This is a genomic window from Ignicoccus hospitalis KIN4/I, from assembly GCF_000017945.1.
Classification (GTDB): domain Archaea; phylum Thermoproteota; class Thermoprotei_A; order Sulfolobales; family Ignicoccaceae; genus Ignicoccus; species Ignicoccus hospitalis.
The window spans coordinates 606,528-629,836 of sequence record NC_009776.1; the positions used below are offsets into that span (position 1 = coordinate 606,528).

Below are 23,309 nucleotides of genomic sequence, written 5' to 3' on the forward strand. Positions count from 1 at the left end.
TCTTTACTAAGTGGACGGTGAAACTACTTCAGCTTCCTAGACGCTATTATCAGCTGGCCCAAGGCTATCCCCCCGTCCCCCGGGGGGACCTTGTGTGGCAAGAGGGGTTTCACTACTTCTTTGACGCCCAACAAGAAGGGCTCGTTAACTGCGGCGCCGCCGGAAACCACCACCGGGAGTCCGAGCTCCGCCGCCTTAAGGGCCATGTTGTAGCCCAGGTTGTACTGGATTGTAAACGCTACGTCCCTTAACTTTTTGCCGCTATCAAGGGCCTCGACGGCCCACCTCAGAAGCTCAGTCACCTTGATAACGTTTCCATCGATTAAGTCTAGCTTTGTTAATGGTTTGCCCCCGAGGGAGGCCGCCTCCAAGAGCATCGCGGGCTCGCCCTCGTAACTCCTCTCGTAGGCGACCCCGAGGAGGGCCGCGAACGCGTCCAAGGTCCTACCTAAGGAGGAGGTTAGCACGCTCCTCCCGAGAACCTTGCGAGCCACCTCGAACTCTCCCTCCCCTCCCGGGAGGGCCCTCGCGAGCTTGCCTTTCCACTTCTCTAAGTCCTCGCCGGCTGCATACAAGAGGCCCATTAAAGCCCTCGCCGGGTACTTGACCGCCCTGTCTCCGCCCGGCAAGGGGAAGTACTCTAAGTGGGCAACCCTCTCGAAGTCCTCCCTGTTTACCCTCAAGACCTCCCCTCCCCAAGAGTTCCCGTCCAAGCCATAGCCCGTGCCGTCCACCACTATTGCGGCCGCCTCCTCCAAGCGCGCCTCCGCCATGACCGAGGCCGCGTGGGCGTGGTGGTGTTGGACCTCTACCAGCTCTGCTCCGAACTCCTCCGCCAAGCTCAGCGCTAGGAGCTTGCTGCTGTAGCGGGGGTGGAGGTCCGCCGCTACGAACTCCGGGGTAACGGAATATTGTTTCAATAACCACCTCAACTCTTCTTCCATAAATCTCAAGTTATCGTATTCGTCGGTGTCGCCGATGTATTGGGTTAAGACCACTTTGTTGGAAAAGGAAATTCCTCCCGCGTTCTGAAGCTCCGCACCCACTGAGGCGCCGCTGAGCAGCTCTTCATCCGCCTCCAGCCAAGCGGGGGCATAGCCCCTGCTCCTCCTCAAGAAGAGCCTCTCGCCGGCGCTCCTCCTAACTACGCTGTCGTCCACCCGGTGGACTATTTCCCTATCGTGCTCTAAGACGTAGTCTGCCATCCCTAGTGCGCACTCCTTCGTTATACACGTGGGCTTCCCCGAGGGGTTTGCTGAAGTCATAATGGAAAACTTGTCGGCAGTGTAGTTGAGCAGCAAGTAATGGAGGCCGGTGTAGGCCCTCATGACCCCCACTAAGGCGTGGCCGGGCGCCACCAGCTCGCTCAAGGGGCCGTCCTCTCTCTTGCGGAAGAGGACTATGGGGGCTTCCGGAGAGTTGAAGAGCTCTTCGTCGTCAACTACGACTATTCTATTCGCTACCTCGGAATTAAGGGCCATCAGCGCGAAGGGCTTCCTAGGCCTCCCCTTCCTCCTCCGCAGCTCCGCCACCACTTCGTCCTCCGTCGCCTTGGCGGCCAAGTGGTAGCCGCCCATGCCCTTGACCGCTATTATGAAACCCTCGTCCAGAAGCTTCGCAGCCTCCTTTATTGGATCTCTGACCAACACCGTACGGCCCTCAGAGTCCAAGAGCCTCACTTTCGGGCCGCACTTGGCGCAAGCGAACCCCTGCACGTGGTATCTAGGGTCCCACGGGTCCCGGTACTCCCTTTCGCACTCTGCGCAGAACGGGAACTCGGCCATCGAGGTGTTCTCTCTATCGTAGGGCAGAGAACGGATCATAGAAAACCTCGGGCCACACTTGGCGCATGAGATCAACGGGTACATGTACCTTCTCGAGAAGGGGTTGAGCATTTCCCTCAAGCAGTCCTCACATATCCCCAAGTCCGGAGGTATCTGGGAGTGTTTGTAGGAGCTTTTGTCGCTTTTCAATATAATGAAGTCATCAAAACTCATCTCCTCGGCATCCTCCGCTTGGAGGTCCTCTACTCTAATGGGGGGAGGTAACTTCTTGAGCAAATTAATGAACTTGGAGATTTTCTCATCCTCACCAATTACGTATATCTCAGCTGCACCTCCAGCCACGTTCTTCACGTAGCCCTTCAACTTCAAGCCGCGGGCCAGGCGGGCGACTTGGGGCCTGAAGCCAACCCCTTGGACGAGGCCTCTGACTACGATCCTCTTCGCCGGCAAAGGCGCTCTCCGGGAGTTCGCGCAGAAGGGGTAATGAAGTTTAAATAAATGTTAGAGAAACTGTACTCGGGCTCACTCTAAGCCCGTTATTCGCGCGTACATCTCAGCGGCGCTCGGGACCTCTACGCCTACGGAAGAGAAGAACCGGCGTATCTGCTGTATGTCGTGCATCAAGAAGTCGTGGGCGTAGGGGTGGTTTATGGGGACGGCTTGACTCACGTCTATAATTACCGGCTCGCCCTTCCAGTACATTATGTTGTACTCGTTAAGGTCCGCGTGGACGAGCCTAGCCTTTTGGTACATCTTAACCATGTAGTCGTATACGGTCTCGAATATCTTCTTCCACTCCTCTACGTCGAGCTGGTTGACGGGCTTCGCCAGCTCCACCAATAAGGGGGCCCTCTTGCAGTTCTCGCCTATGAATTCCATAACTAGCACGTTCCGGTACACAGCGATGGGGGAGGGCACCCTAACTCCGGCTTGCTCCAGCCTCTTCAAGTTTCTGAACTCCTTCCTCGCCCACGCGTAGATCAAGTGACGAAGCCCTCTGTTGGCTATCTGTTCGAAGCGGGGGTCCCCTATGATGTACTTCCTTATGCTCTTGCGGAACTCCGCAGTTGTAGTTAAGTATATCTTGACGGCTATGTCGTCGCCTTGCGGGCTCTTGCCGCAGTAGACCCTAGCCTCCTTGCCGGCCGATATGACGCCCTTCAGCTCACCTATGACACCTCTTCTAATGAGTTCATAGACGGCCATCTGCGTGGCCATGTCGAAGACTTCTTCGACAGTCTCAAACAAGTCCTTGTCCTTGTACCTCTTCAAGTATTTCCTTCTCTGGACGACCTCTTTCGGAATGGGTTCTTCTACTTCCTCTTCTAACTCCTCTCCCTCTTCGAGTTCCTCTTCCTCTTCAAGTTGTTCTTCTACCTCTTCTTCCTTTTGGGGGGCCTTGACTTCTTCCTCTACTTTTTTCATGACGTCCTCTACCTTCTCAGCCTTGGTAACCTCCTCCTCGCTCACGCCTCCTCACCCTCCGCTTCTTCTTGTGCCATTTGTTGGGCAGTCAAGGCTATTTCTTCTTCTGTTATGCCCGCGAGTTCGGCTATCTCCTTAGGCAACAAGCCTTTTACTATCAGCCTCTTTAGCTCGTCTCGAGAATATCTGTACACTATGTCCGCCTTTTTGGGCTGGAAGTCCCAAACGGTTGCAATCACTATATCTCCTTCCCTTATCCAGACCCTCCTCCTCAACTTGCCCGGGATCCTGCCGTCCCTGACCAACTCGGGGTTGTCCAAACAGCGTATCAGCGCGTGGTCCGCCCCCACTATCCTCTCTACTACGCAGAGTACCTCGCCTTCGCCCGGTAACACCACTTCTTTACTCTTCTCGCTTCGAGTCCCTTTCCTCTTTGCCAACGTGACACCACTAAGAGGACGTGGAGTGAAGGTTAAATGTGCCTCAGTGGGCTCGGACCTTTCACTGCTTGACTATTTTGGTGTTTATCTGAACTATGTCCTCGCTTATGGTGTTGCCCCTCACGGTCTTCCTCCTCCTCTCTCCCTTCTCGCGCGGCCAGAAGCCCGGCGGTCCGCTGAGCAGAGCCCTCTTCTTGACGGGGCCCGGTATGTCGGGTCTCATCGGGAACCCGCTCTCGTCGGAGCCTCCCCTTATCTCAAGCTGAAGGCCCTTGAGGGTCTCTATGCCTAAGATGGAAGCTGGGACGGTCTCCCCTATCCTCTTGCCTATAAACTTCCTCGCGTTCTCCCCTTCAATAGTTATCTGGAACGCCTTAGTTCTGAAAACTTCTCCCTCAAAGCTCTCTTCGCCAAATACGTTTACTGCTAGGTCCTTGTTTATCCATACCTCTCCCTCGGGCACGTTTTCGTCGACTGCGGCGACGACGTGGACGGTTTTCTTCTTTACTTCATCTCCCTCCTTCACCTTTCTCCTTATCGTTATTATCTTGTACTCGGCCTTTGCCGCCTCCAGCAGCCTCGCGTTAACGCGGGCCACCGGGAGGCGGGTCCTTCGGTCGAGCTCTGCCTCCTTATCGAAGGGGATATCTTCCTTACCAACTACTTTCACTTTTACCCCGAGGGGGCGGGGCTCCGCCTCGGGGTCGTTCACTACTACCTTGAACTCTAGCTTAGCCACCTCAAACCTCACCGGGCGCGCGACGTTTGGCAAGTTATTAACGATCTCTCGCGCCCCCTCGAGGTGTACACAGCTTGCTTAGGGATGAGGTCGTAAACGCTGTGGTAGAGGCCATAAGGCTCGCCGAAACCGCGCTGCCCAAGTGGGTTTATGAAAAGCTGCTGGACGCTTACGAGCGCTCAGAGGGGTTGGGGAAGGCCCAGCTGGCGGCCATTTTGAACAACATAGAGTTGGCCGTCAAGGAGAAGAAGCCCATGTGTCAAGATACGGGCTTGATGACCTTTGATGTTATAGTTGGTGACGAGTTCCCAATAAAGCCTTACGAAATTGAGGAGCTTCTGAAGGAAGCCGTGAGGAGGGCCACGCGAGAGGTCCCCATAAGGCCCAACAGCGTGGACCCGCTAAGCGGCCACAACCCCGGCGACAACGTCGGGAAGGGCGTGCCAGTCACAAATATTAAGGTAGTCCCGGGCAACACGCTCCTAATAAAAGTAAGGCCTAAGGGAGGGGGGAGCGAGTACCCCTCCAATTTGTGCATGATACCGCCTTCCAAGGGGTTGGAAGGCGTTAGGGAGTGTGTGCTCAAGGCCGTCTTCGAGGCCGGGGGCAAGCCTTGTCCTCCGGGCATAGTCGGCGTCGCCTTCGGAGGGACCGTGGAAGAGACCGCTAAGCTCGCAAAAGAGGCCCTCTACAGGCCGGAGGCCCACGAGGAGGAGAGGGTTGCGAGGATCGAAAAAGAGCTGCTGGACGAAGTGAACTCCTTGGGCTTGGGTCCAATGGGCTTGGGCGGGGGGCCCACGGCGCTCGCGGTGAGGGCGGACTACGCTTACCGGCACCCGGCCTCGTTCCCGGTTGCGGTTAGGTTCAACTGCTGGGCCGCGCGCGAGGCCGTAGTTGAGGTTAACGCCGACGGGAGCTGGAAATTGGTAAGCGACAACGTAACTCCGGAGGACTTGAAGACCCCGCCGTTGGAGGCGGAGGACGGCGTTGAGATAAAGTTACCCGTTGAAGAGGAAGAAGTGAGGAAGTTGAAGGCCGGAGACGTGGTTTACTTGACGGGCACCGTGGTTACTGCGAGGGACGAGGCTCACAAGAAGATAATTGAGGAGGGGGCCCCGCTCGACCTAAAAGGTCTAGCCATATACCATTGTGGACCCGTCGTGACGAAGGAGGAGGGCCGGTGGAAGGTGGTGGCGGCCGGCCCCACTACCAGCGCGAGGATGAACGCCCTCCAAGCTCAAGTGCTGGAAAAGACCGGGGCCAGGCTAGTAATAGGTAAGGGCGGTATGAAAGAAGACCTCTTGGACTTCTTTAAGAGGTTCGGGGCGGCCTACTTGGCCTTCCCTGGCGGCGCCGCGCTCTTGGCCGCCAAGGCGATAAAGGCTGTCAGGGGGGTATACTGGTTAGAGGAGCTCGGGATACCAGAAGCCATGTGGGTTTTCGAGGTAGAGAAGTTCGGGCCCTTAGTGGTGGCCATGGACTCCCACGGAAGGAGCTTATACAAGGAAGTCTCTGAGAGAGCCAAGACTAAACTAGAGGAGCTTCTGAAGTGACCGCGCCGCACGCCGAAAATTCAAAATTTAAGCAGTCCTTCTCGTCTCTTCAAGGGAGGTCTCACTTTGGCAGTACCGTCGGTTAAGGGCAAGGAGTACGAGTCCGTAAGCGAGATCAGAGGTCAGCTGTTGGTGGTCGAAGGCGTAAGCGACGCGGGCTACGGCGAGCTGGTAGACATAGAGATGCCGAGCGGCGAGAAGAGGAGGGGAATAGTCCTAGAGACCGGGAAGGGGCTAGCGGTGGTCCAAGTCTTCGAAGGGACCACCGGCATATCGCCCGCCGGCACGAAGGTCCGCTTCACCGGTAGGATACTCGAGATGGGCGTTTCCGAGGACATGTTGGGCCGAATAATGAACGCCTTAGGAGAGCCCATCGACGGAGGAGCTCCGATAAAGGCAGTAGAAAAGAGGAACGTGTGGGGCGAGCCCATTAACCCTTACGCTAGGGAGTACCCAGACGAGTTCATCGAAACTGGAATAAGCGCAATAGACGGTATGAACTCCCTGGTAAGGGGCCAGAAGCTGCCCATATTCTCCGGCTCCGGTCTCCCCCACAACAAGCTGGCGGCCCAGATAGCTAGGCAAGCCACGGTGAGGGGAGAGGAGGAGTCCTTCGCCGTGGTCTTCGCTGCGGTGGGCATCCAGTACGACGAGCTCTTGTTCTTCAAAAAGGCGTTCGAAGAGACCGGGGCCATATCTAGGACTGCCATGTTCGTCAGCTTGGCCAACGAGCCCGCAATGATGAAGATAGTCACGCCCAGGGCCGCGCTCACCCTCGCCGAGTACTTGGCCTTCCAAAAGGACATGCACGTCTTGGTTATAATAACTGACATGACCAACTACTGTGAGGCCCTAAGGGAGATCTCCGCGAGCAGGGAGGAGGTGCCGAGCAGGCAAGGTTACCCCGGTTACATGTACACCGACTTGGCGACGATATACGAAAGGGCTGGAAGGGTTAAGGGAAGCAAGGGTTCAATAACCCAAATGCCCATACTCACGATGCCTAACGACGACATAACCCACCCCATACCGGACCTCACGGGCTACATCACCGAAGGTCAGATAGTCCTCTCGAGGGACTTGCACAACAAGGGCATATACCCGCCGATAAACGTACTAATGAGCTTGTCAAGGCTCATGAGGGACGGAATAGGCAAGGGTAAGACTAGGGAAGACCACCCGGACGTGGCCAACCAGCTGTTCGCGGCCTACTCGAGGGCCGTAGAGCTGAGGGGCTTAGCCGCGATAGTCGGCGAGGAGAGCCTGAGCGAGGTCGACCGCAAGTACTTGAGGTTCGGTGAGGCGTTCGAGCAGAAGTTCTTAAAGCAAGATTACTACGAGAGGAGGACCATAGAGCAGACCCTAGACTTGGCGTGGGAGGTTCTCTCAATACTGCCGGAGGAGGAGCTGACCAAGATAAGGCCAGAGTACATAAAGAAGTACCACCCCAAGTACAGAGTGAAGGCCGCGTCCCAGAAGTAACGTGAGGTGCTAAGCTTTGAGCTTCCCCGGCAGCAGGAGGGTTTTACCCACAAAGATAAACCTCATCCGCTTGAAGCAGAGAAAGAAGGTAGTAGAGAGGATCAGAAAGCTCCTAGAGGACAAAAGGGACATTCTCTTAATGTACTTGCGCAAGGCCGTCGCCGATTACCAGAAGTACTACGACGCCTACTCCGAACACCTAGAGAGGGCTTACAGCTACTTAATTATGGCTGAGGTTCAGAGCGGCGAGTCAGCACTCAAACAAGAAGTGGCCTACGTACCGGAAGACTTGACCGCGAAGATCTACGCGCGCACGGCCTTCGGGGTCAAGATACCGGTCGTGGAGTTCGCCAGAACGGAAGTTAAGGGCGGGGCCATCTCTAACCTCTACTCTTCGCCCTATTTAGACAAAGCAGCGAAGGAGTTCGAAGAGGCTATGAAGTACTTAAACAAGGCTATAAACTCCGAGATGAGTATATACAGAATAATGAACGAGTTACGGAGGACCCAGAGACTCATAAACGCAGTCAAGTATTCCATCTTGCCAGAAATAGAAAACAACATAAAGTTCATCAAGAGGTCGCTGGACGACCAACAAAGAGAGGAGTTCGTAAGGTTGAAGCTGATAAGGAGTAAGTTGCAGAGCAGGAGGGTGGCATAATGAGCGCGGCGTTCCCCTCGAAGGAGGAGTTGTTGAAGGAGCTCCAAGCGACCGTAGAAGGCGCGTTCGCTAACTCGACTAACAAAGTAAAGAAGAAAGCAGAAGAGGTAAAGACGAAGTACCTTGCTAAGGTAAGTGAGCTCTGTCGTTCGGTCTCTCTCTAACCTTTAGAAGTATTTTTAAGTTCAAACAGTACGTTGCTCGAACGGAGGGATCAGAGCGTGAAGGCCGAATTGATGCCCAAAAGAGCGATAAGGAGCGTCCTACTGTCCATACTCTTCGTAACGCTCGTAGGCGCGAGCGCAGCCCTCGCCGCCGAGATGGGCGAGACGTCCCTAGGAACGGGCATGATGACCGGCCTCAAGGCCGTCGGCGCCGGCCTCGCCTTGCTCGGAGGCACTATCGGCGCCGGCTACGCCCTGGGCGCCACCGGCGCCGCCGGCATCGCCGTGATAAGCGAGAAGCCCGAAGAGTTCGGTAGGGTCCTGCTCTTCATAGGTATCGCAGAGACGCCGGCTATCTACGGAATAGCTATCGCGATAGTCATACTCTTCGCAATATAACAGCTTTTTTAGACACAGCGAAAATTAACGTCCCTTTGTTCGAGATCCGTGGGTAAAAGCGTGGACCGGTCGCTCGAGCTCTTCCAAATTGCAAAGAACTTGTTCCCGGGAGGGGTGAACAGCCCCATAAGGGCTGCTGTAAAACCGTATCCGTTTTACGTAAAGAAGGCCAGCGGCGCCACTTTAGTGACTGTCGACGGCGTAGAACTAATTGACTACGTACTGGGTTACGGCCCCTTAATACTAGGTCACATGCACCCTAAGGTCTTGGAAGCGGTGGAAGAGCAACTGAACAGAGGCTGGTTGTACGGTACCCCCCACGAACTCGAGATAGAGCTAGCAAAGAAGATAGTGAGCCATTACCCCTCTATTGATATGGTTAGGTTCGTGAATTCGGGGACTGAAGCGACGATGACCGCCATAAGGCTGGCCAGGGGTTTCACTAAGAAGAACAAAATAATCAAGTTCGACGGCTGCTACCACGGAGCACACGACTCCGTCTTAGTCAAGGCCGGCTCGGCCGTCTCGCACTTCGGGGTCCCCGGCTCCGCCGGCGTCCCAGAGGAGGTGAGCAAGCTAACCTTGGTGGTGCCCTTCAACGACGTTGAAGCGGTAGAGAAGGTGGCCAAGGAGAATCAAGACGACTTGGCCGCTATAATTGTTGAACCGGTGATGGGGAATGCCGGCGTAATCCCTCCCAAGGAGGGCTTCCTCAAGGAGTTGAGGAGGATCGCCGATGAGACCGGCGCGCTCTTGATCTTCGACGAAGTGATCACCGGGTACAGGCTGGGCTTGGGTGGCGCCCAAGCGAAGTTCGGCGTAGTACCGGATCTAACTACCTTAGGCAAGATAGTTGGCGGAGGCTTCCCGGTAGGCGTCGTCGGAGGTAAGAGGGAGATCATGGAATACCTAACCCCCTCTGGCCCAGTGTTTAACGCCGGCACGTTCAACGCGCACCCCGTAACTATGGCAGCGGGGCTCGCGACTATCAACGAACTCGAGAGGGGGTACGTCTACGAGGTCGCCAACAGCGCGGCAGAAAAGGTGGCCAAGGCGTTGGAACAAGAAGCGGTGGCCAAGTTCGGGGGCGTAGTGCACAGAGTGGCCAGCATGTTCCAGTGGTTCCCCGGGGTGGAAGAAGTTAACAACTACGCCGACGCCTTGAAGGCCAACAAGGAAATCTCGTTAAGGCTGCACGAGGAACTTCTGAAGAGAGGAGTATTCATAGCGCCGAGCTTGTTCGAAGCGTGGTTCACCTCCGCGGCTCACGGGGAGGACGTGGTCAACAAGACGTTGGAGGCCTTATCCGAAGCGCTAAAGGTGATATCTTGAAAATCAAGATAGCCGCGCGCGGGAGCAAACTCAGCTTAAAGCAAGTATCCATGTTCACCTCCTACCTCCTCAAGTTCTTTCCCGACTTGGAGTACGAAGTGATAACAGTCAAAACCACCGGGGACAAGGCCAACGCCCCTTTCGAGGAGCTCGCCAAAAGGGGCCTCACCGGCCTCTTCGAGAAGGAAGTTAACAAGGCCGTATTGGAGGGGAAGGCCGACGTGGCGGTCCACTCACTCAAGGACTTACCCACAGAACTGGACCCTAGGTTAGAAATAGCGGCCTTCTTGCCCCGCGACCCCCCTTACGACGTCTTGATCTCCAGGGCCGGCAACTACGACATATTTGACCTCCCCAAAGGCTCCGTGGTGGGGACCTCCTCGGCCCGCAGGAAGGCTTTAATCAAGAACTTGAGACCCGATCTCGTAGTAAAGGACTTGAGGGGCAACGTGGACACGCGCTTGGAAAAGCTGAGGAGGGGAGAGTACGACGCCATAGTTCTGGCCGAGGCGGGGGTGTCTAGGTTGGGACTTAATGTCGATTACGTTAGGCTCGATTGGAGGCTCTTCCCTCCCTCGCCCGGCCAAGGGATAATTGTAGCTGTAACTAGAAAGGGTAGCGAAATATCTGACCTGTTGAAGTCCATAAGCGACGTGAAAAGCGAGAAGCTCGCAACCGCCGAAAGGACCGTGTTGAAAGAGTTCGGTGGGGGTTGTTTCGTAGCGTTGGGGGCCATAGCTTTCGAAGAGGGAAGTTTGATTAGGCTGAGGGCTACGGTCTTAAGCCCCAGCGGGAGGGAGAGGGTAGACGTGGAGCTGATAGGCAAGGGCCCGGAGGAGGTAGGGATGAGGGCAGCAGAACGCTTGAAGGCCCTAAACCCGATGAAGACTACGGTGGGTTCCGAGGAGTGACGAAGTTCGCTAGGGCTGAGGCTCCTCGCTTTGGCCCCTCTTCACCCCAAACAGTCGGGAGGCCCGGTCCGAGGTTAGACCGGGCCCGTTTCCAGTCATCGCCGGGTGGAGGCCTTGGGTGGGGAGAGAAAAAAGTTCCTAGGAAGGCATCTAATGGTAAAGGGTAAGTACGTAGATTTAATATTAAGTGGTAAGAAGACCGCCACTATAAGGAAAGGTTACTGGGTTCCAAAGTATAAGGAAATAATTTTGCACGGGGGAGGGAGACCGTTCGCGGTGGCCGAAATCACGGAGGTCAAGCACAAGAAGCTGAAAGAGCTCACGCCCAACGAGGTCCGCGCGGACGGCTTCGAGAGTTTGGCCGAACTCAAGGAGGCGTTGAGGGGCGCCTACGGCGACATCAGCGACGAAGATACAATAACTGTAATTTCATTCAAAATAAAGAAGAAGTTGACCGAATTGGACGTCAAAGATCCGTACATGGGGTTGAAGCCAACCGAAGTAGCCAGGTTGGCCCTCAGGTACTTGGACCTCAGCGAGGAAGAGAGGAAGATACTGAAGACCCTAGTAGACACGGGGAGCTTGAGGGAGGCCGCTATAAGACTCTTCGGTGACATAGGCGCGCGCTGGAGGATTAGGAAGGTGTTAAAGAGGTCGCTCGCGGAGTTAGTCAAGAGAGGTTACATAGGGCCTAGGTAGCTCGGTTAGTAAAGCCTTAAATCCCCCGTTCCCGCAGCGGCCCCGGTAGGAGAGGTGAAGACCGTAGAGCTTACAAACGGGTCGAAGAAAAAGGTTGAAGACAGGATTGTGGGGCGGCACGTCTACGGTAACTTGTACGGCGTCGACCCGGCGAAGCTCTGGGACGAGGAGGGGTTGAAAGAACTCGTAAGGGAGGCTGCAGAGGTAGCAAACATGAAGTTGGTAGAGGTGAGGTCGTGGAAGTTCACCGGGTACCACGGGGGCGTATCAGTGATGGCACTAGTTCTAGAAAGCCACATAACTATACATACTTGGCCGGATTACGAGTACGCGACCGTCGACGTGTACACTTGCGGCGAGAGGAGCGACCCGTGGAGGGCGTTCGAACTAATCGTCGAGAGGTTAGAGCCGGAGGACTACGTGGTCCACTACAGCGACCGCAGTAGCCCTAAGAGGCCCTTGGGGGGCACAGCGGGTCGAATCCAGTAGTTTTTCAAAGTACTCACTGTGTGTAGGTAAGCGTCTAAGACCTCTTCCAGCGGGGCGAGCCTTATGTTGCGCCACGAGTACCTCACCTCGAGCTGAAAGGGCACGTGAGATACGGTGACCGCGTAAACCAAAGGCCTCCCGAAAGCCTCTTCCCAAGCCTCTCCTAAGTCCACCACGTCCCCTCCTAGTTCCCTCGCCTCGTCGCCTATCAGAACGAGCGCGTCAGCGTTCTTCGGGTCTTCCACGAAAGCGAAGTCCATACCTCTGTTCGTTAGGAACCAAACCGCTAAGGCCCTTCCCGTATATGATTGAGGTGTGACCCAAAGTTTGACCTTGTTGCCCCTTCTCAGAAACTTTAGCTTGACGTTTTCTATAGGTCCGGAGCCGTATATCGCCGGACACTTGAAACAAGGCTCGAGGCTCAACGAGGCAGCCGCTACGGAAGAAACCACGGCCAAGTCTACGTACTTATTAAGAAACATGTACAAACTCCTTTCCGGGGTGGTCCTAACTACCTCCCACCCCCTCACGTCAAAATGCTCCGTCAAAGGTTCCATGTACTTGATGCTCAAGAGCGCCGCCCTCATTCCGGTGCTCCAGAAAGTGTGGAAAGCATAGTTTATTTAACAAGGTTGTTGGGCATTAAGTGGGCGACGAGACCTTGAGGAGCGCAGTAGCGCTGCTGGCGCTATCGGCCATGGCGTTGGCCGCCGCTACGATAACCCTTACAGTAAACGACGGCAAGGTCGCCCTCTCTAAGATCGTCGTAGAAGCTGAGCGGGAAAAGTTCCCGTTCCAGTACGGAGAGAGTTTAGTGTCAAGCCAGCTGGTCGCGGTCGACAAGCTCTGGGGTGAGGGCTCGAGCGTCAAGGAGTCCTTTTCAACCAACAGCGCACTCACCCTCAGCTCTTCGCCCTTGAAGAAGGGACGCGCCGAAATAACGCTGAGTATAACGTCCGACCCGACGACTGTGAGCTTACACAGCAGGATTAAGGGTTCCGTCCTAGTATTGTTCTTTTATATACGCAACATGGACATAGTCCTTAACTCTGTTATAAACAAGCAAGACAACTCAGGGAACTTGACGATAGACGGCTTCGCCGAGCTCCCGTCTCCTAAGGTAACAGTGGAGAAGATGTTAAACACAATGATACCTAAGATAAAAGCTGGTATCGAGGATTTGGGACTAAAGGTAGTGGAGTTGAAGTACGAAGTTACTGGCAAGTCCCTACCTCCCACTAGCAAGGTCAAAATGTACGTAATCTTGAAAGGAGAAAGGGATAAGATAGTTGAATCGTTGAACAGTCTAGGGATACCAACATCGGAACTGTTGAACTTAATAAACATGAACGATACTGTAGTCAGAAAGGTTAACGCCCAAGCAAACCTGGAACTGTCCCTTAAGAGGTCCGGAAAAGAGCTCTTCACAGAAATAAGGGCCAAAGTGAGGGGAGAAGGCGTCTACCTTAACGATACCGTCCGTTACGAGCTCCGGAGCCGCTTGGAGCCCGTACTGAAGGCCCTCAACGTTACGGAGCTAGAGGGCTACTTGCTGCCTACCAATAACGTGACCAGCTCCCTCACGGTCAACGTTACAGGCAATAAAGTTAAAGCCAACTTCGTGTTCACGAACGTATACTTTAACAACACCGAGGAGTTGTGGAAGACGCTGAAAAGAATTGAAGATGAACTGGGCGTGAACTTCGAGGTCCTCTGTAGCGGAAAGGTATATGACATAGAAAGGGCTGCGTCCTCTTGCAAGGGCTGATTTTTGTCTAAAGGCCCCACATAACTCTGGGAGGGTGACTAAAACCTTGGGAAGGGTCTACGATTTAGCAAAGGTCCCTATGTCAAGGGTAGAAAGGTTAGACTTGGTAATCTTGCCTATAGGCTCTATCGAACGCCACGGAAACCACTTGCCGTTGGGTACGGACACGTTGATAGCGGAAGAGGTAGCGCGCAGGGTGGCGAAGAAGCTCTCGGAGAAGGGCTACCACGTCGGCCTCTTGCCCCCCATTTGGTACGGCTACACTTGGTCTCTGAGACACCTAGACGGTACGGTTAGCGTGGAAGCGGAGAACTTAGCCAAGTTCGTAGAAGACATACTGGTTACTTTGCCTTCTCCGAGGATTCCCCGGATCCTAATAATCAACGGACACGGAGGCAACAAAGAGCCCTTGGAAGTCGCCGTGAAAGAGGCCTTGAACAGGCTGAGCCCGGGAATAAAGATAGGCGCCGTCTCTTGGTGGGACATGGTCCCTAAGGAGGCGTTCCTACAAGCGTTCGGGACCTTGCCCTCCCACGCGTGCGAGATAGAGACGAGTATGGTAATGGCCATATGTGAAGAATGCGTTGACTTAGGCGACGTGGAGCCCGTGCCGCCGGCAGAGAGGAAGCTGTTGCGCTCCCTCTCGGAAACGCGAAGGGCGTTCTCCAGGGGGTACATGGGCGATCCGAAGAGGGCCAAGAAGGAGGAAGGCGAGAGACTCCTCGAAGTGGCTGCCGAAGAGCTGGCTAGGAGGCTGTTACGCGAGCTCGAGAGCGAGGAGGAAGTCGGAATAGAATAAACTTTTTTCTCTTATTTGTTCAAGAACGCCATCAACTTGGTCGTCCCGCTCAATGAAGCCGCGTCCAAGCTGAACGCCTTCAGTATCTGTCCTAGCGTGGACTCTATCGCTTCGTAGTACTTCTCCACGTCGACCTCCGGTAGCTTGGCCAGCTGCACGGGCTTCACGCCTTCTGCGCCCTTCACCTTAACGAAGGATACCACGTCACCTTGGTTGACGTGTATGCCGAACTTGGCTAGCATCTTCGCCGCCTTCACGTGCTGCGGCATGTTCTTAGTGTAAGACTCTATGGGCTTAGTAAGTTGCATGTGGAACGCCAACTCGTCCAAGTCGTAGTACTGCCTCTTGAGGTTCATATACAACTCTTTCACTAAGTTCTTGACTTCTTCGCGCGTCTTCACTACCTCTTCCGGGCTCTGGGAGTTCCTGATCATTTCTATCATTTTTATGAACGCCTCTTTGACGAACTGCGGGGTATTCCTCTTCTTCCCCAACAACCCCTTGACGTCTATCTCCCCTCCCGGGTACACACCTATGTAGTTCTTCTTTAGACCTGTGAACGCTACGAACCTATAGGTCTTATCTATTTCTATTTCTAAGCCGAAGTTGTTCTTGACCCACTCTATGATGTCGTCTAACAAGTTCTGCGGAGGGTCCCAAAGGAACATCGAGTCGGTATCTCCGTATAGAACGGCGATCTTGTTTTTCTTAGCATAATCCATAGTACTCTTTATGGCGAACCTCCCGTAAGCGGTGATGCTCTCGGCCGCCGGAGGGCAGTAAAGCTCGAAGCTCTCCGCGCCCAAGACGCCGTAGGACGCGTTTATGTATACCTTCATTGCTGACTGAACGGTGTCGTACCACATTTTCATCTTGTCGTCCAAGCTTTTGTCCTTCGCTTTTTTCTTGTATATTTTAACTCTGTAATCTCTTAACAACCCGACTATCTGGGAGGTTATGCCCTCGACGTCCTTGCATATCCTGTGCCCCACCTCCGGAACCTCGTAGTAGTTCTTACACTTCGGGGCGTTCACCGTCTCGTAACTTATGTTATATTGCTTAATTATGGTTGGATACAGCGACGCGAAGTCCAATACAACTACATTGAAGAATATACCGGCGCTGGGCTCGAAGACGAAGGCTCCTTGGTAGCTCTTCCCCTTTATTATCGCCGAACTCTTCACGGTCCCTTTCATCGAAATTATATCCTCTTTGTTAGGGATGAGGTACTTCCTCCTGCGGTGCTCCCAGAAGAACAAGTTCTTGATCCACGCGGACACTTGCTTCCTAGTTAGGTCTTCTATCCCGAGCTTGGAAATTCGGGCTATCAGTACCATCAACTTCCACGGCAAGTAGTCGTTAAAGGTGAAGAGTTTCAGCGTGAGGTTGGCGTCGCGGAAGTTGTAATGGGCCAGCTCGTAATAGTTAAGCTCGCTTATCGACTTGGTCAGTTGGACCTTGTGCTCGCCGAGGAGCGCGCCCGCGACGGCGTCCAAGTTAACTTCCTTATACTTGTTCCCGAATGCGTAGGTCTTTATCGCCGCTATGTCGTAGAAGCGGTAGAGGTCTATGTGTATTCCGTGTTTTATCTCGAACTTGTCAGAACCCTTCTTAAATATTATCATCTCCTTGGGTATTCCGAGCTTGAGCGCCCTGTTGTAAAGGTAGGCGAGGTCGAAGTTGTCGCCGTTGTAAGTGAGCAGTACCGGGTAATCCCTTATAATTCTCATAACCTCTATCAACATACTTTTCTCAGAGTCGTAGAACTCCACCTCGTAGTCCTCTTCGGCGAGCTCCTTGAGCTGATCTTCGGTGAGCTTAAGGTTTTCTCTAATTAGTACGAGGACTTTCTTAAGGCCGTCGTTAGAGGAGAGGGCCACCGAGATGACCGGGTACTGAGCGGTCTCGGGGTCCGGTATCCTGCCTATGGCGGGCGTAAACACCTCTATGTCTATTGCTATCGCTTTGACCGTCGGAGGCGGGGCCTCGAAGATGGGTATCCAAGATATGGCTAGGCGCTTGAACTCGTCGCTCTCCTCCTCGAAGGCCTTTAATACCTTCTCCACTTCTCCCTCGCTGACCTTGTAAGGAACGGGGAAGAGCTTGTTATTCTTAATTTTGTACTTCAAGGTGGGGACTAGGCCTATGTCGTAAGTGTAGTTGTCGTGGTACTTTATCTTGGCCTCCCAAGCCTTGGGCACCTTCTCCCTGAGTTCCCTCACCGCCAGGGGGTCTGTCGTGTAGATCTTCGTCAACTTCCTATTCTCAAAATGGAGTAAGTCGTAGCGGTAGACCACCTCCATCCCCGCGAAGTTCTGGTGCTTGTGCAGCCCCAGCTTCCTGATCTCCTCTGGGGTCAAGTTGGTTAGGAAGTACGGCTTGTGACCGAAGGCATCTACCCACTCCACGACCTCGTGGCGTTCCTCGTCATATAACAAGAGGACAGCCTTGTTCCTCTTACCGTCGTAGACCACTTGCAGTAGGTAGTACTCGCCGTCCCCGGCCTCCCGTCTAGGCTGCGCCAGCGCCGCGTACCTCCGGTCTCCGGAGTTGACGAACTTCTGGAACTGTGGATCTACCTTCTTCGAGACGATTAGATTGACTATCTTGTTTTCTATCTTCTCCGCGCCCTCAAGGGGCCTCTTCGGAGCCTTCTCCTCTACTGGCTTGGGGGCCTTTAAGGCCTTAGACCCGTCGTTGGCTTGTTTCTGCTTGAGGAAGTCTAGGAGCGTCGGTCCCCTTCGGGGTTTCTTCACTACTTTAGCCCCGGCCTAGCCTTAGGGGGGAGATGGGTTGATAAGCCCGCGGTACTCCCGAGGGCTCTAAGCCTCAACGCTTTTTAAAGAACATGTCCAACGTGCTCTGCTTAGTGCTGAGCTTTTCCTTCCAGGCCTTCATTAAGCGCTCTATCGCCTTTCTCACGCGCTCCTCGTTGAAGTCGTGTTCGTACACTAGGATTTCAATTATCTTTTGGGGGTCGGGCCTCCTCCACACGAGCTCGTAGTCGTCGGTCACCTGGGGGTTCAAGAAGAAATTATACGCCTCCAAGTACAACTCCTTGTCATCGACGCCTAGGGCAGTAAGCACCCTCTCTAAGTCACCATAGCTCTTCACGTACCTTAAGGCGGTCTTCGGCCCGACGCCCTTCACCCCGGGCGTGTAGTCGGTCCCTATCAAGACGGCTATTGCAACGAGCTGCTCTCGGGTTATGCCCAACTCCTCCAGCACACACTTCAAAGTTATTTCCTCGGGCTTCACTTCGACGTACACGTTCTTGTTAGGGAGCTTCCTGCGCCCACTCACGGCCAAGTTCCTAACCAAGCGAGGAGAGCCGAAGAGCAAGGAGTCGTAATCTTGACTAGCAGACGCCCAGACGTCTCCCTTAGCGGCCATGTAGGCCGCTTGGGCCTCTCCCTCGCTGGGGGCTTGTACCCACGGGACCCCCATAGCCTCGAGCAACCTCTTAGCTTCTTCTACCATCTCCTTCGTCAGCTTTGCGCTCATCTGGGCGTACTTCCTAGCTTCCTCGACGTCCCCCCTCCTAACTGCCTCCTCGTACTTCTTCTCGGCCTCTTGCTTGAGTTTCTGCCTCCTCTCTATCTCGCGCGTCTTGAGCTTGGGAGGGGCGCCGTCGAAGACGTAGGCTACCTTTATTCCGTTTTCCAACATGTTGATTGTTCTGTAGAAAAGTCCGGAGAGGTGGCTGGTCACGCGCCCTTTGGAGTCCATGAGGGGCCTGCCGTCTTCGCCCCTTATGGCAGCTAAGAACTGATACAAGGTGTTGTAAGCGTCGAGGGCCACGCTCTTGTTCGACAAGGACTTTAGCTCTAAGGTCTTCTTGCACTTGCTGGGGATGAGTTCCCTTAGGGCTGTAACGCCCAAGACACTTCCCTAAGCGATTTCGACGACGAGAGGGTTTATCGCTCGTTCTGGATAAGGGCTACGCTCAGTCGGCTCACGTCTTCTCCATTACTCATAGTCTTGACTAGGCCGTTGAGCTCTAAAATCATTACGGCTTTAACCACGTCTCTCAAACTGACGTCGGTATTCTTGTAACTCATGTCGCTTTTTATTGCTTCCAAGATCTCTTCAACAGTAAAGTAGATCTCCTTGCCGCCCCCTTGTAGTATGGTAAGGGTCTTGAGTATGTTGTACACGGAAAGGTAAAGCGGTCTGGATTTCCAAACGCTCTGACCCTTCCTCATCGAGCCCACCTCACGTGTATATGCTAGGCCCGCCCTTCTTCGCGACTTGGACCCTTTGCTTCGCCCTCTCCATGAACGTCTCGTAGAACTTTAACATCTCCGGCGTGATGCTCGGCTTCACCCTCTTCAAGGCGTTTAAGAAGTGCCTCATTGATACTTTAGTAGTATTGATGTTTTCTCTCATTGCCTCCATGCCAGCCTCCCTACAGAGGGCCTCTAGGTCCGCTCCGGTGTAGCCCTCAGTCATCTCGGCCAGCCTCCACAAGTCTACGTCCATGTCCAACGGCATGTTCCTAGTGTGGATCTTTAGTATTTGGAACCTCGCCTCCTTGTCCGGCGGCGGGACGTAGATCAGCTTGTCGAACCTCCCGGGCCTCAGCAACGCCGGGTCGACCATATCCGGCCTGTTAGTAGAAGCTATTACAACTACGTTGCCCAACCTCTCTATGCCGTCCATCTCGGTTAGCAGCTGGCTCACTATCCTTTCCGTCACTTGGGTGCTCGTGTCCATCCCCCTAACGGGGGCAATGCTGTCTATCTCGTCGAAGAACACTATGGTCGGGGCCGCTTGCCTGGCCTTGCGGAAGATCTCCCTTATCGCCTTCTCGCTCTCGCCTACCCACTTGCTCAAGATCTCCGGTCCCCTGACCGCTATGAAGTTCGCTTGGCTCTCCGTGGCAGCCGCCTTGGCGAGCAAGGTCTTACCGGTACCGGGAGGGCCGAAGAGGAGTATCCCCTTCGGCGGCTCTATGCCGAGCCTGCGGAAGGCCTCCGGATACTTTAGAGGCCACTCGACCGCCTCTCTCAGCTGTTGTTTCGCCTCCTTTAGGCCTCCGACGTCCTCCCAGTGCACTTCGGGGGTCTCTATGTATATCTCTCTTAAGCCGGAGGGTACTATGTCCTTGTACGCGTTTATGAAATCCTCCATAGTAACCTTCATCCTGTCCAACAGGTCCGGGGGTATCTCGCCCTTGTCGAGGTCTATCTCCGGCAGGTACCTCCTCAGCGCGTAGAAGGCAGCACTCCTCACGAGAGCTGCCAAGTCCGCTCCGGTGTAACCGTGGGTCATTTCGGCGAGCTTCTCTAAGTCCACGTCCTCAGCTAAGGGCATGTTTCTAGTGTGGATCTGCAGTATCTCAAGCCTGCCCTTCTTGTCAGGTAAGGGTATCTCTATCTCGACCTCTAACCTCCCGGGCCTCCTGAGGGCGGGGTCTATGGCGTTCGGCCTGTTGGTCGCGCCTATTACCACAACCCTGCCCCTCTCTTGGAGGCCGTCCATCAAGGTCAACAACTGAGCGACGACCCTCTTCTCGACCTCTCCGGTTACCTCCTCCCTCTTGGGGGCAATTGCATCTATCTCGTCTATGAATATTATGCTCGGAGCGTTCTTGCGCGCCTCCTCGAAGATCTCCCTAAGCCTCTGCTCGCTCTCGCCGTAGTACTTGCTCATTATTTCTGGCCCGTTGATGGGTATGAAGTGGGCATCTATCTCGTTGGCTAGGGCCTTGGCCAACATGGTCTTACCGGTACCGGGAGGGCCGAAGAGGAGCACTCCCTTCGGGGGCTCGATGCCCAACCTCTTGAAGATTTCAGGATACTTCATAGGTAGCTCTATTAGTTCTCGTAACTTTCGGACCACGTTTTCAAGGCCGCCTATGTCCTCCCAAGTTACCTTGGGTACCCTAGCATGTTCGACATACTTCTCTAGAATCATTATATTTGTGTTCTTCGTTATTTTTACTACACCGCTGGGCTTGGTGTTGACGACGACGAAGGGTATAGTTTGACCCAGTATAGGTATCATTACCGTATCCCCCTCAACTACGGGCCTATCCATCAACTTTTTCTTGGCATATGGTATGAAGCCCTCATCTATGCTTACGCTGAAGTTCGCCGGGGCGAGCTTTACCACCCTAGCTTCCTTTACTTTCGCCTTGCGTACGTAGACCTTGTCGCCCACGGTTACGCCGGCGTTCTTCCTTATGAGGCCATCCATCCTGATTATGTCTAATCCTTGGTCTTCGGGGTACGCAGGCAAGGCTATGGCGGCAGTGACCCTCTTGCCCTCTATCTCAACTACGTCCCCGGGGGCGACCCCTATGAGTTCCATTATCATTCTGTCTATTCTAACCCTTCCGTGACCTACGTCCTTCTGCTTAGCTTCCATTACCTTTAGCTCAACGCCTTTAGGGTTGACCCTCTCCGGGACGGCCACTCCCTATGACCCTTCCGCAGTCCTATTCGAGGTTTTTAGGTCAACACCCCCGACCTTCAAGATACAGCCCTTCCCTTCGGTAAACCGGAGGAGGACCTCGTCCCCGTCCCGCAGCCCGAGGGGGCCGGTTTTGTCGACTAAGGGGAGCTTGGCCATAACGCACCCGGCGACCGCTATCGGGTCCGCCTCGCCCTCAACGACTATCGCGAGGGGGGCGTTGTTGTAATACCTCAAGGCGTAGATTACGTAGGAGCCTACCGTGGACCCTCTGACCCCCTTAACGACCAGCACTTTGTTTTTGATCGACCTCCCGTCGTAAAGCGTCCCCTTTAGAGGGTCCACCTCGCCCAAGAAGCTTAAGGGGTGCTCCACCTTTACTACGACGCCTACGACGTCTCCTCCCCCTACTAGCGCGCGGCCGCACGCTAGGCGCTTGCTACGTCCCTCAACCTCACCAACCATACGTCCAACCCCCTCCTCTTCAAGTAGAAATAAGTCTTAGCGCTGGTGGTCGCCACCTTCCTTATCCCCATTTTGTCTATAGGCGAAACGACCAAACACGTACCTCTGACGAACTTAACTCCCTTCTTGGATAGGCTCTTGATCACGTCGTTGGCCCTCTCGTAAAGCCTAGGAGCCACGGCGACCCAAACCTCTTTTTCCACTTTTTCCTTTATCAAGTTGTCCAACTCGACCAATTCCTTTAAGGAGGCGTGGGGGCAGCCGTGGAACACGAGGTCCGCGTCCTCTACGCTGCCGAACATGTGCTCCACATCCTCGCGCCCGATCTCGACCTTCTCCTCCTCGCCCAAGAGGTAGGTCTTGGGAGGGGTCACCCCTTCTATTACCATCATCGCCAAGCCGCCGGAGGCCGCGGAGGCCGCGAGCATGTACTTTAGGTGATCTCGCGGGGGCGGCGGGACCTCGAGGCGCGGTATGCCTTGTCCTATCCTCTCGCCTATAGCGTAGCCCACCGCGGACCACTCCGCCGCGTCCGTCGGTCGGAAACCTAACCTTATGCGGGAGTCGGTCCTCCTGTTCTCGAGCACTTGGAGCCCGGCCTCGTATATCTTCCCGGCGATGGCCGCTGCCACGGCGACCGGGCCTCCCTCCCTATTAGTGAAGGCGCCCAGTACGGTGTTAGCGTAGATGACCGCGCTGCTCTCCCCCCAAGCGAGCCTTTCAAAGGGCTTGGGCTCCCTCAAGTAGTACGGCGTACACGTCAGCGAGGTGTCGAATCCCATCTTTTCAAAGGCTTCCAGTATTCTTATTTGACCTTTAACGAAGTTCTCGTCTACCTTTATGATGTCGGAGTATGGGTCAAAGCCTATTGGGTTGACCGTAGAATAGACGCTAACCTTGGCTCCGCCCTTCACGAGGCTCTCAAGCCAGTGGACGCCGGGCTCGCCTATAGTGGCGTAGCTGACCCCGGAGGCGTGGGCGTGGGATATGGGGACCAACCTCTCCGCGCCCAGGACCTCCCCCACCTTGACGAGTATCCTCATAGCTTGGGACAAGGCCTCGCCATACTCCCCCGAGAGGGCCCTCTCTTCCTCTTTTGTGAGCATCATCTTACCATTGCCTCCGCGAACTCCTTAAGTTTTACGTATGGATCGTCAGCCTTCACTACGGCTGAAGCGACCAAGACTCCATCAGCACCTAGCTCGATGGCCTTTCTGACGTCCTCGCCGCTGGAGATCCCGGCCCCCACTAGGACCGGGCCCGCGAAGCCGGTCCCCTTAACGGCTCTTACCGTCTCCACCACCGTCTCCGGCCTCGCGCGCGAGACCGAGACCCCGGTGCCTATCAGTTCCGGAGGCTCCATCGCTATCATTGAAGGCCTCAGGGCGGCGACCGCGGCCGCAGTGTTAGGGGTGGGGGCGCACACCAAGCTCTCTTTTCCCGCACGCCTTAACTTAGAGACCACGAGCTCTATCTCGTCAAGCCTCATCCTCTTCTCGCTGTGATTAATTATGCTTCCATCTATTATCTCCTTTATGCCCTCTAATATGACGGAACCCGTGTGGGCCCCAGGCTCCACTGGGTCTAGGTGTTGAGCGTATACCTTAGTAACTTCAACAATGTCCTTCACTTCCTTCAGCTCTGTATGAGGGGGCGCTATTATCGTAGTAATCGAGTATTCCTTGGCTACCTTGTCTATAGCCCTAGCTAACCTCAGTAGACGTGCGCCGAAGGAATATGGGTAATATACCTTCGCGTTGACGGCCAGTATCATTCATACCT

General features: G+C 54.7%; 22 protein-coding genes and 1 pseudogene. 11 read left to right on the plus strand and 12 right to left on the minus strand.

Going from position 1 to position 23,309, the window contains the following annotated elements; translation table 11 throughout:
- Positions 1-23: 23 nt before the first annotated feature.
- From hypF to IGNI_RS03515, 4 genes and pseudogenes are all read right to left on the minus strand, one after another.
- Positions 24-2,234, minus strand: coding sequence for a carbamoyltransferase HypF (hypF, locus tag IGNI_RS03500; RefSeq protein WP_011998708.1), 2,211 nt, complete (start codon positions 2,232-2,234; stop codon positions 24-26).
- Positions 2,235-2,306: 72 nt separating this feature from the next.
- Entirely contained in the window at positions 2,307-3,254 is a 948-nt protein-coding gene (locus IGNI_RS03505) for a serine protein kinase RIO (protein WP_238374101.1), read from the minus strand.
- 68 nt (positions 3,255-3,322) lie between these two features.
- Positions 3,323-3,649 (minus strand): annotated as a pseudogene (locus tag IGNI_RS03510) (translation initiation factor aIF-1A); the annotation flags it as partial.
- 61 nt (positions 3,650-3,710) lie between these two features.
- Complete coding sequence (locus IGNI_RS03515) at positions 3,711-4,388, minus strand: 30S ribosomal protein S6e (protein ID WP_052570494.1); 678 nt, start codon at positions 4,386-4,388, stop codon at positions 3,711-3,713.
- Between the two features lie 74 nt (positions 4,389-4,462).
- On the opposite strand from IGNI_RS03515, the gene IGNI_RS07880 reads away from it, so the two are divergent.
- From IGNI_RS07880 to speD, 9 genes are all read left to right on the plus strand, one after another.
- Positions 4,463-5,941: a fumarate hydratase gene (locus IGNI_RS07880; RefSeq protein WP_011998712.1), complete on the plus strand. Its 1,479-nt coding sequence runs from the start codon at positions 4,463-4,465 to the stop codon at positions 5,939-5,941.
- 66 nt (positions 5,942-6,007) lie between these two features.
- Positions 6,008-7,423 (plus strand): V-type ATP synthase subunit B, encoded by a 1,416-nt coding sequence (locus tag IGNI_RS03525; protein WP_011998713.1) that lies wholly within the window; start codon positions 6,008-6,010, stop codon positions 7,421-7,423.
- Between the two features lie 16 nt (positions 7,424-7,439).
- Positions 7,440-8,084: a V-type ATP synthase subunit D gene (locus IGNI_RS03530; protein ID WP_011998714.1), complete on the plus strand. Its 645-nt coding sequence runs from the start codon at positions 7,440-7,442 to the stop codon at positions 8,082-8,084.
- Positions 8,084-8,248, plus strand: coding sequence for a hypothetical protein (locus IGNI_RS07760; RefSeq protein ID WP_011998715.1), 165 nt, complete (start codon positions 8,084-8,086; stop codon positions 8,246-8,248). Before IGNI_RS03530 ends, IGNI_RS07760 begins: the two co-directional genes overlap by 1 nt.
- 57 nt (positions 8,249-8,305) lie before the next feature.
- Positions 8,306-8,647, plus strand: coding sequence for an ATP synthase subunit C (locus IGNI_RS03535; protein ID WP_011998716.1), 342 nt, complete (start codon positions 8,306-8,308; stop codon positions 8,645-8,647).
- A gap of 60 nt (positions 8,648-8,707) precedes the next feature.
- A complete protein-coding gene (gene hemL, locus IGNI_RS03540; protein WP_011998717.1) occupies positions 8,708-9,979 on the plus strand; it encodes a glutamate-1-semialdehyde 2,1-aminomutase in 1,272 nt (423 codons plus the stop codon).
- Entirely contained in the window at positions 9,976-10,890 is a 915-nt protein-coding gene (gene hemC / locus IGNI_RS03545) for a hydroxymethylbilane synthase (protein WP_011998718.1), read from the plus strand. Before hemL ends, hemC begins: the two co-directional genes overlap by 4 nt.
- 105 nt (positions 10,891-10,995) lie before the next feature.
- Positions 10,996-11,589 carry an ASCH domain-containing protein gene (locus IGNI_RS03550; RefSeq protein WP_420805652.1) on the plus strand — a complete coding sequence of 198 codons (594 nt, stop codon included), beginning with the start codon at positions 10,996-10,998 and terminating at the stop codon, positions 11,587-11,589.
- A gap of 54 nt (positions 11,590-11,643) precedes the next feature.
- On the plus strand, positions 11,644-12,078 hold the full coding sequence (gene speD, locus IGNI_RS03555) for an adenosylmethionine decarboxylase (RefSeq protein ID WP_011998720.1): 435 nt from the start codon (positions 11,644-11,646) through the stop codon (positions 12,076-12,078).
- Here the strand turns inward: speD and IGNI_RS03560 are convergent.
- Positions 12,018-12,665: an MqnA/MqnD/SBP family protein gene (locus IGNI_RS03560; RefSeq protein WP_011998721.1), complete on the minus strand. Its 648-nt coding sequence runs from the start codon at positions 12,663-12,665 to the stop codon at positions 12,018-12,020. The two genes, speD and IGNI_RS03560, sit on opposite strands and share 61 nt — an antisense overlap.
- A 59-nt stretch (positions 12,666-12,724) precedes the next feature.
- Here IGNI_RS03560 and IGNI_RS03565 point away from each other — a divergent pair, with 59 nt between their 5' ends.
- The gene (locus IGNI_RS03565; RefSeq protein WP_011998722.1) at positions 12,725-13,846 is read left to right on the plus strand and encodes a hypothetical protein; all 1,122 of its coding nucleotides are present in this window, start codon (positions 12,725-12,727) and stop codon (positions 13,844-13,846) included.
- A gap of 46 nt (positions 13,847-13,892) precedes the next feature.
- Positions 13,893-14,645 carry a creatininase family protein gene (locus IGNI_RS03570; protein ID WP_011998723.1) on the plus strand — a complete coding sequence of 251 codons (753 nt, stop codon included), beginning with the start codon at positions 13,893-13,895 and terminating at the stop codon, positions 14,643-14,645.
- 11 nt (positions 14,646-14,656) lie between these two features.
- On the opposite strand, the gene IGNI_RS03575 is transcribed toward IGNI_RS03570, so the two are convergent.
- From IGNI_RS03575 to tpiA, 7 genes are all read right to left on the minus strand, one after another.
- On the minus strand, positions 14,657-17,401 hold the full coding sequence (locus IGNI_RS03575; RefSeq protein WP_011998724.1) for a DNA-directed DNA polymerase I: 2,745 nt from the start codon (positions 17,399-17,401) through the stop codon (positions 14,657-14,659).
- A 73-nt stretch (positions 17,402-17,474) separates the two neighbouring features.
- The gene (fen, locus tag IGNI_RS03580) at positions 17,475-18,527 is read right to left on the minus strand and encodes a flap endonuclease-1 (RefSeq protein ID WP_011998725.1); all 1,053 of its coding nucleotides are present in this window, start codon (positions 18,525-18,527) and stop codon (positions 17,475-17,477) included.
- Between the two features lie 35 nt (positions 18,528-18,562).
- On the minus strand, positions 18,563-18,850 hold the full coding sequence (locus tag IGNI_RS03585) for a hypothetical protein (RefSeq protein ID WP_011998726.1): 288 nt from the start codon (positions 18,848-18,850) through the stop codon (positions 18,563-18,565).
- Positions 18,851-18,860: 10 nt separating this feature from the next.
- Entirely contained in the window at positions 18,861-21,017 is a 2,157-nt protein-coding gene (locus tag IGNI_RS03590) for a CDC48 family AAA ATPase (protein ID WP_083756977.1), read from the minus strand.
- 51 nt (positions 21,018-21,068) lie between these two features.
- Positions 21,069-21,527 (minus strand): aconitase X swivel domain-containing protein, encoded by a 459-nt coding sequence (locus tag IGNI_RS03595; RefSeq protein ID WP_011998728.1) that lies wholly within the window; start codon positions 21,525-21,527, stop codon positions 21,069-21,071.
- The gene (locus IGNI_RS03600) at positions 21,491-22,636 is read right to left on the minus strand and encodes an aconitase X catalytic domain-containing protein (protein ID WP_011998729.1); all 1,146 of its coding nucleotides are present in this window, start codon (positions 22,634-22,636) and stop codon (positions 21,491-21,493) included. Before IGNI_RS03600 ends, IGNI_RS03595 begins: the two co-directional genes overlap by 37 nt.
- Positions 22,633-23,301, minus strand: a complete 669-nt coding sequence (tpiA, locus tag IGNI_RS03605; protein WP_011998730.1) for a triose-phosphate isomerase — start codon at positions 23,299-23,301, stop codon at positions 22,633-22,635. Before tpiA ends, IGNI_RS03600 begins: the two co-directional genes overlap by 4 nt.
- Positions 23,302-23,309 lie beyond the last annotated feature (8 nt).

What these genes read in the sequence shown, in the direction of transcription:
- IGNI_RS07760 (WP_011998715.1), top strand. Translation starts at nt 8,084, where the DNA reads ATGAGCGCGGCGTTCCCCTCGAAGGAGGAGTTGTTGAAGGAGCTCCAA.
- IGNI_RS03560 (WP_011998721.1), bottom strand. Translation starts at nt 12,665, where the DNA reads ATGAGGGCGGCGCTCTTGAGCATCAAGTACATGGAACCTTTGACGGAG.
- IGNI_RS03585 (WP_011998726.1), bottom strand. Translation starts at nt 18,850, where the DNA reads ATGAGGAAGGGTCAGAGCGTTTGGAAATCCAGACCGCTTTACCTTTCC.
- IGNI_RS03590 (WP_083756977.1), bottom strand. Translation starts at nt 21,017, where the DNA reads ATGGAAGCTAAGCAGAAGGACGTAGGTCACGGAAGGGTTAGAATAGAC.
- IGNI_RS03595 (WP_011998728.1), bottom strand. Translation starts at nt 21,527, where the DNA reads ATGGTTGGTGAGGTTGAGGGACGTAGCAAGCGCCTAGCGTGCGGCCGC.
- IGNI_RS03600 (WP_011998729.1), bottom strand. Translation starts at nt 22,636, where the DNA reads ATGATGCTCACAAAAGAGGAAGAGAGGGCCCTCTCGGGGGAGTATGGC.
- tpiA (WP_011998730.1), bottom strand. Translation starts at nt 23,301, where the DNA reads ATGATACTGGCCGTCAACGCGAAGGTATATTACCCATATTCCTTCGGC.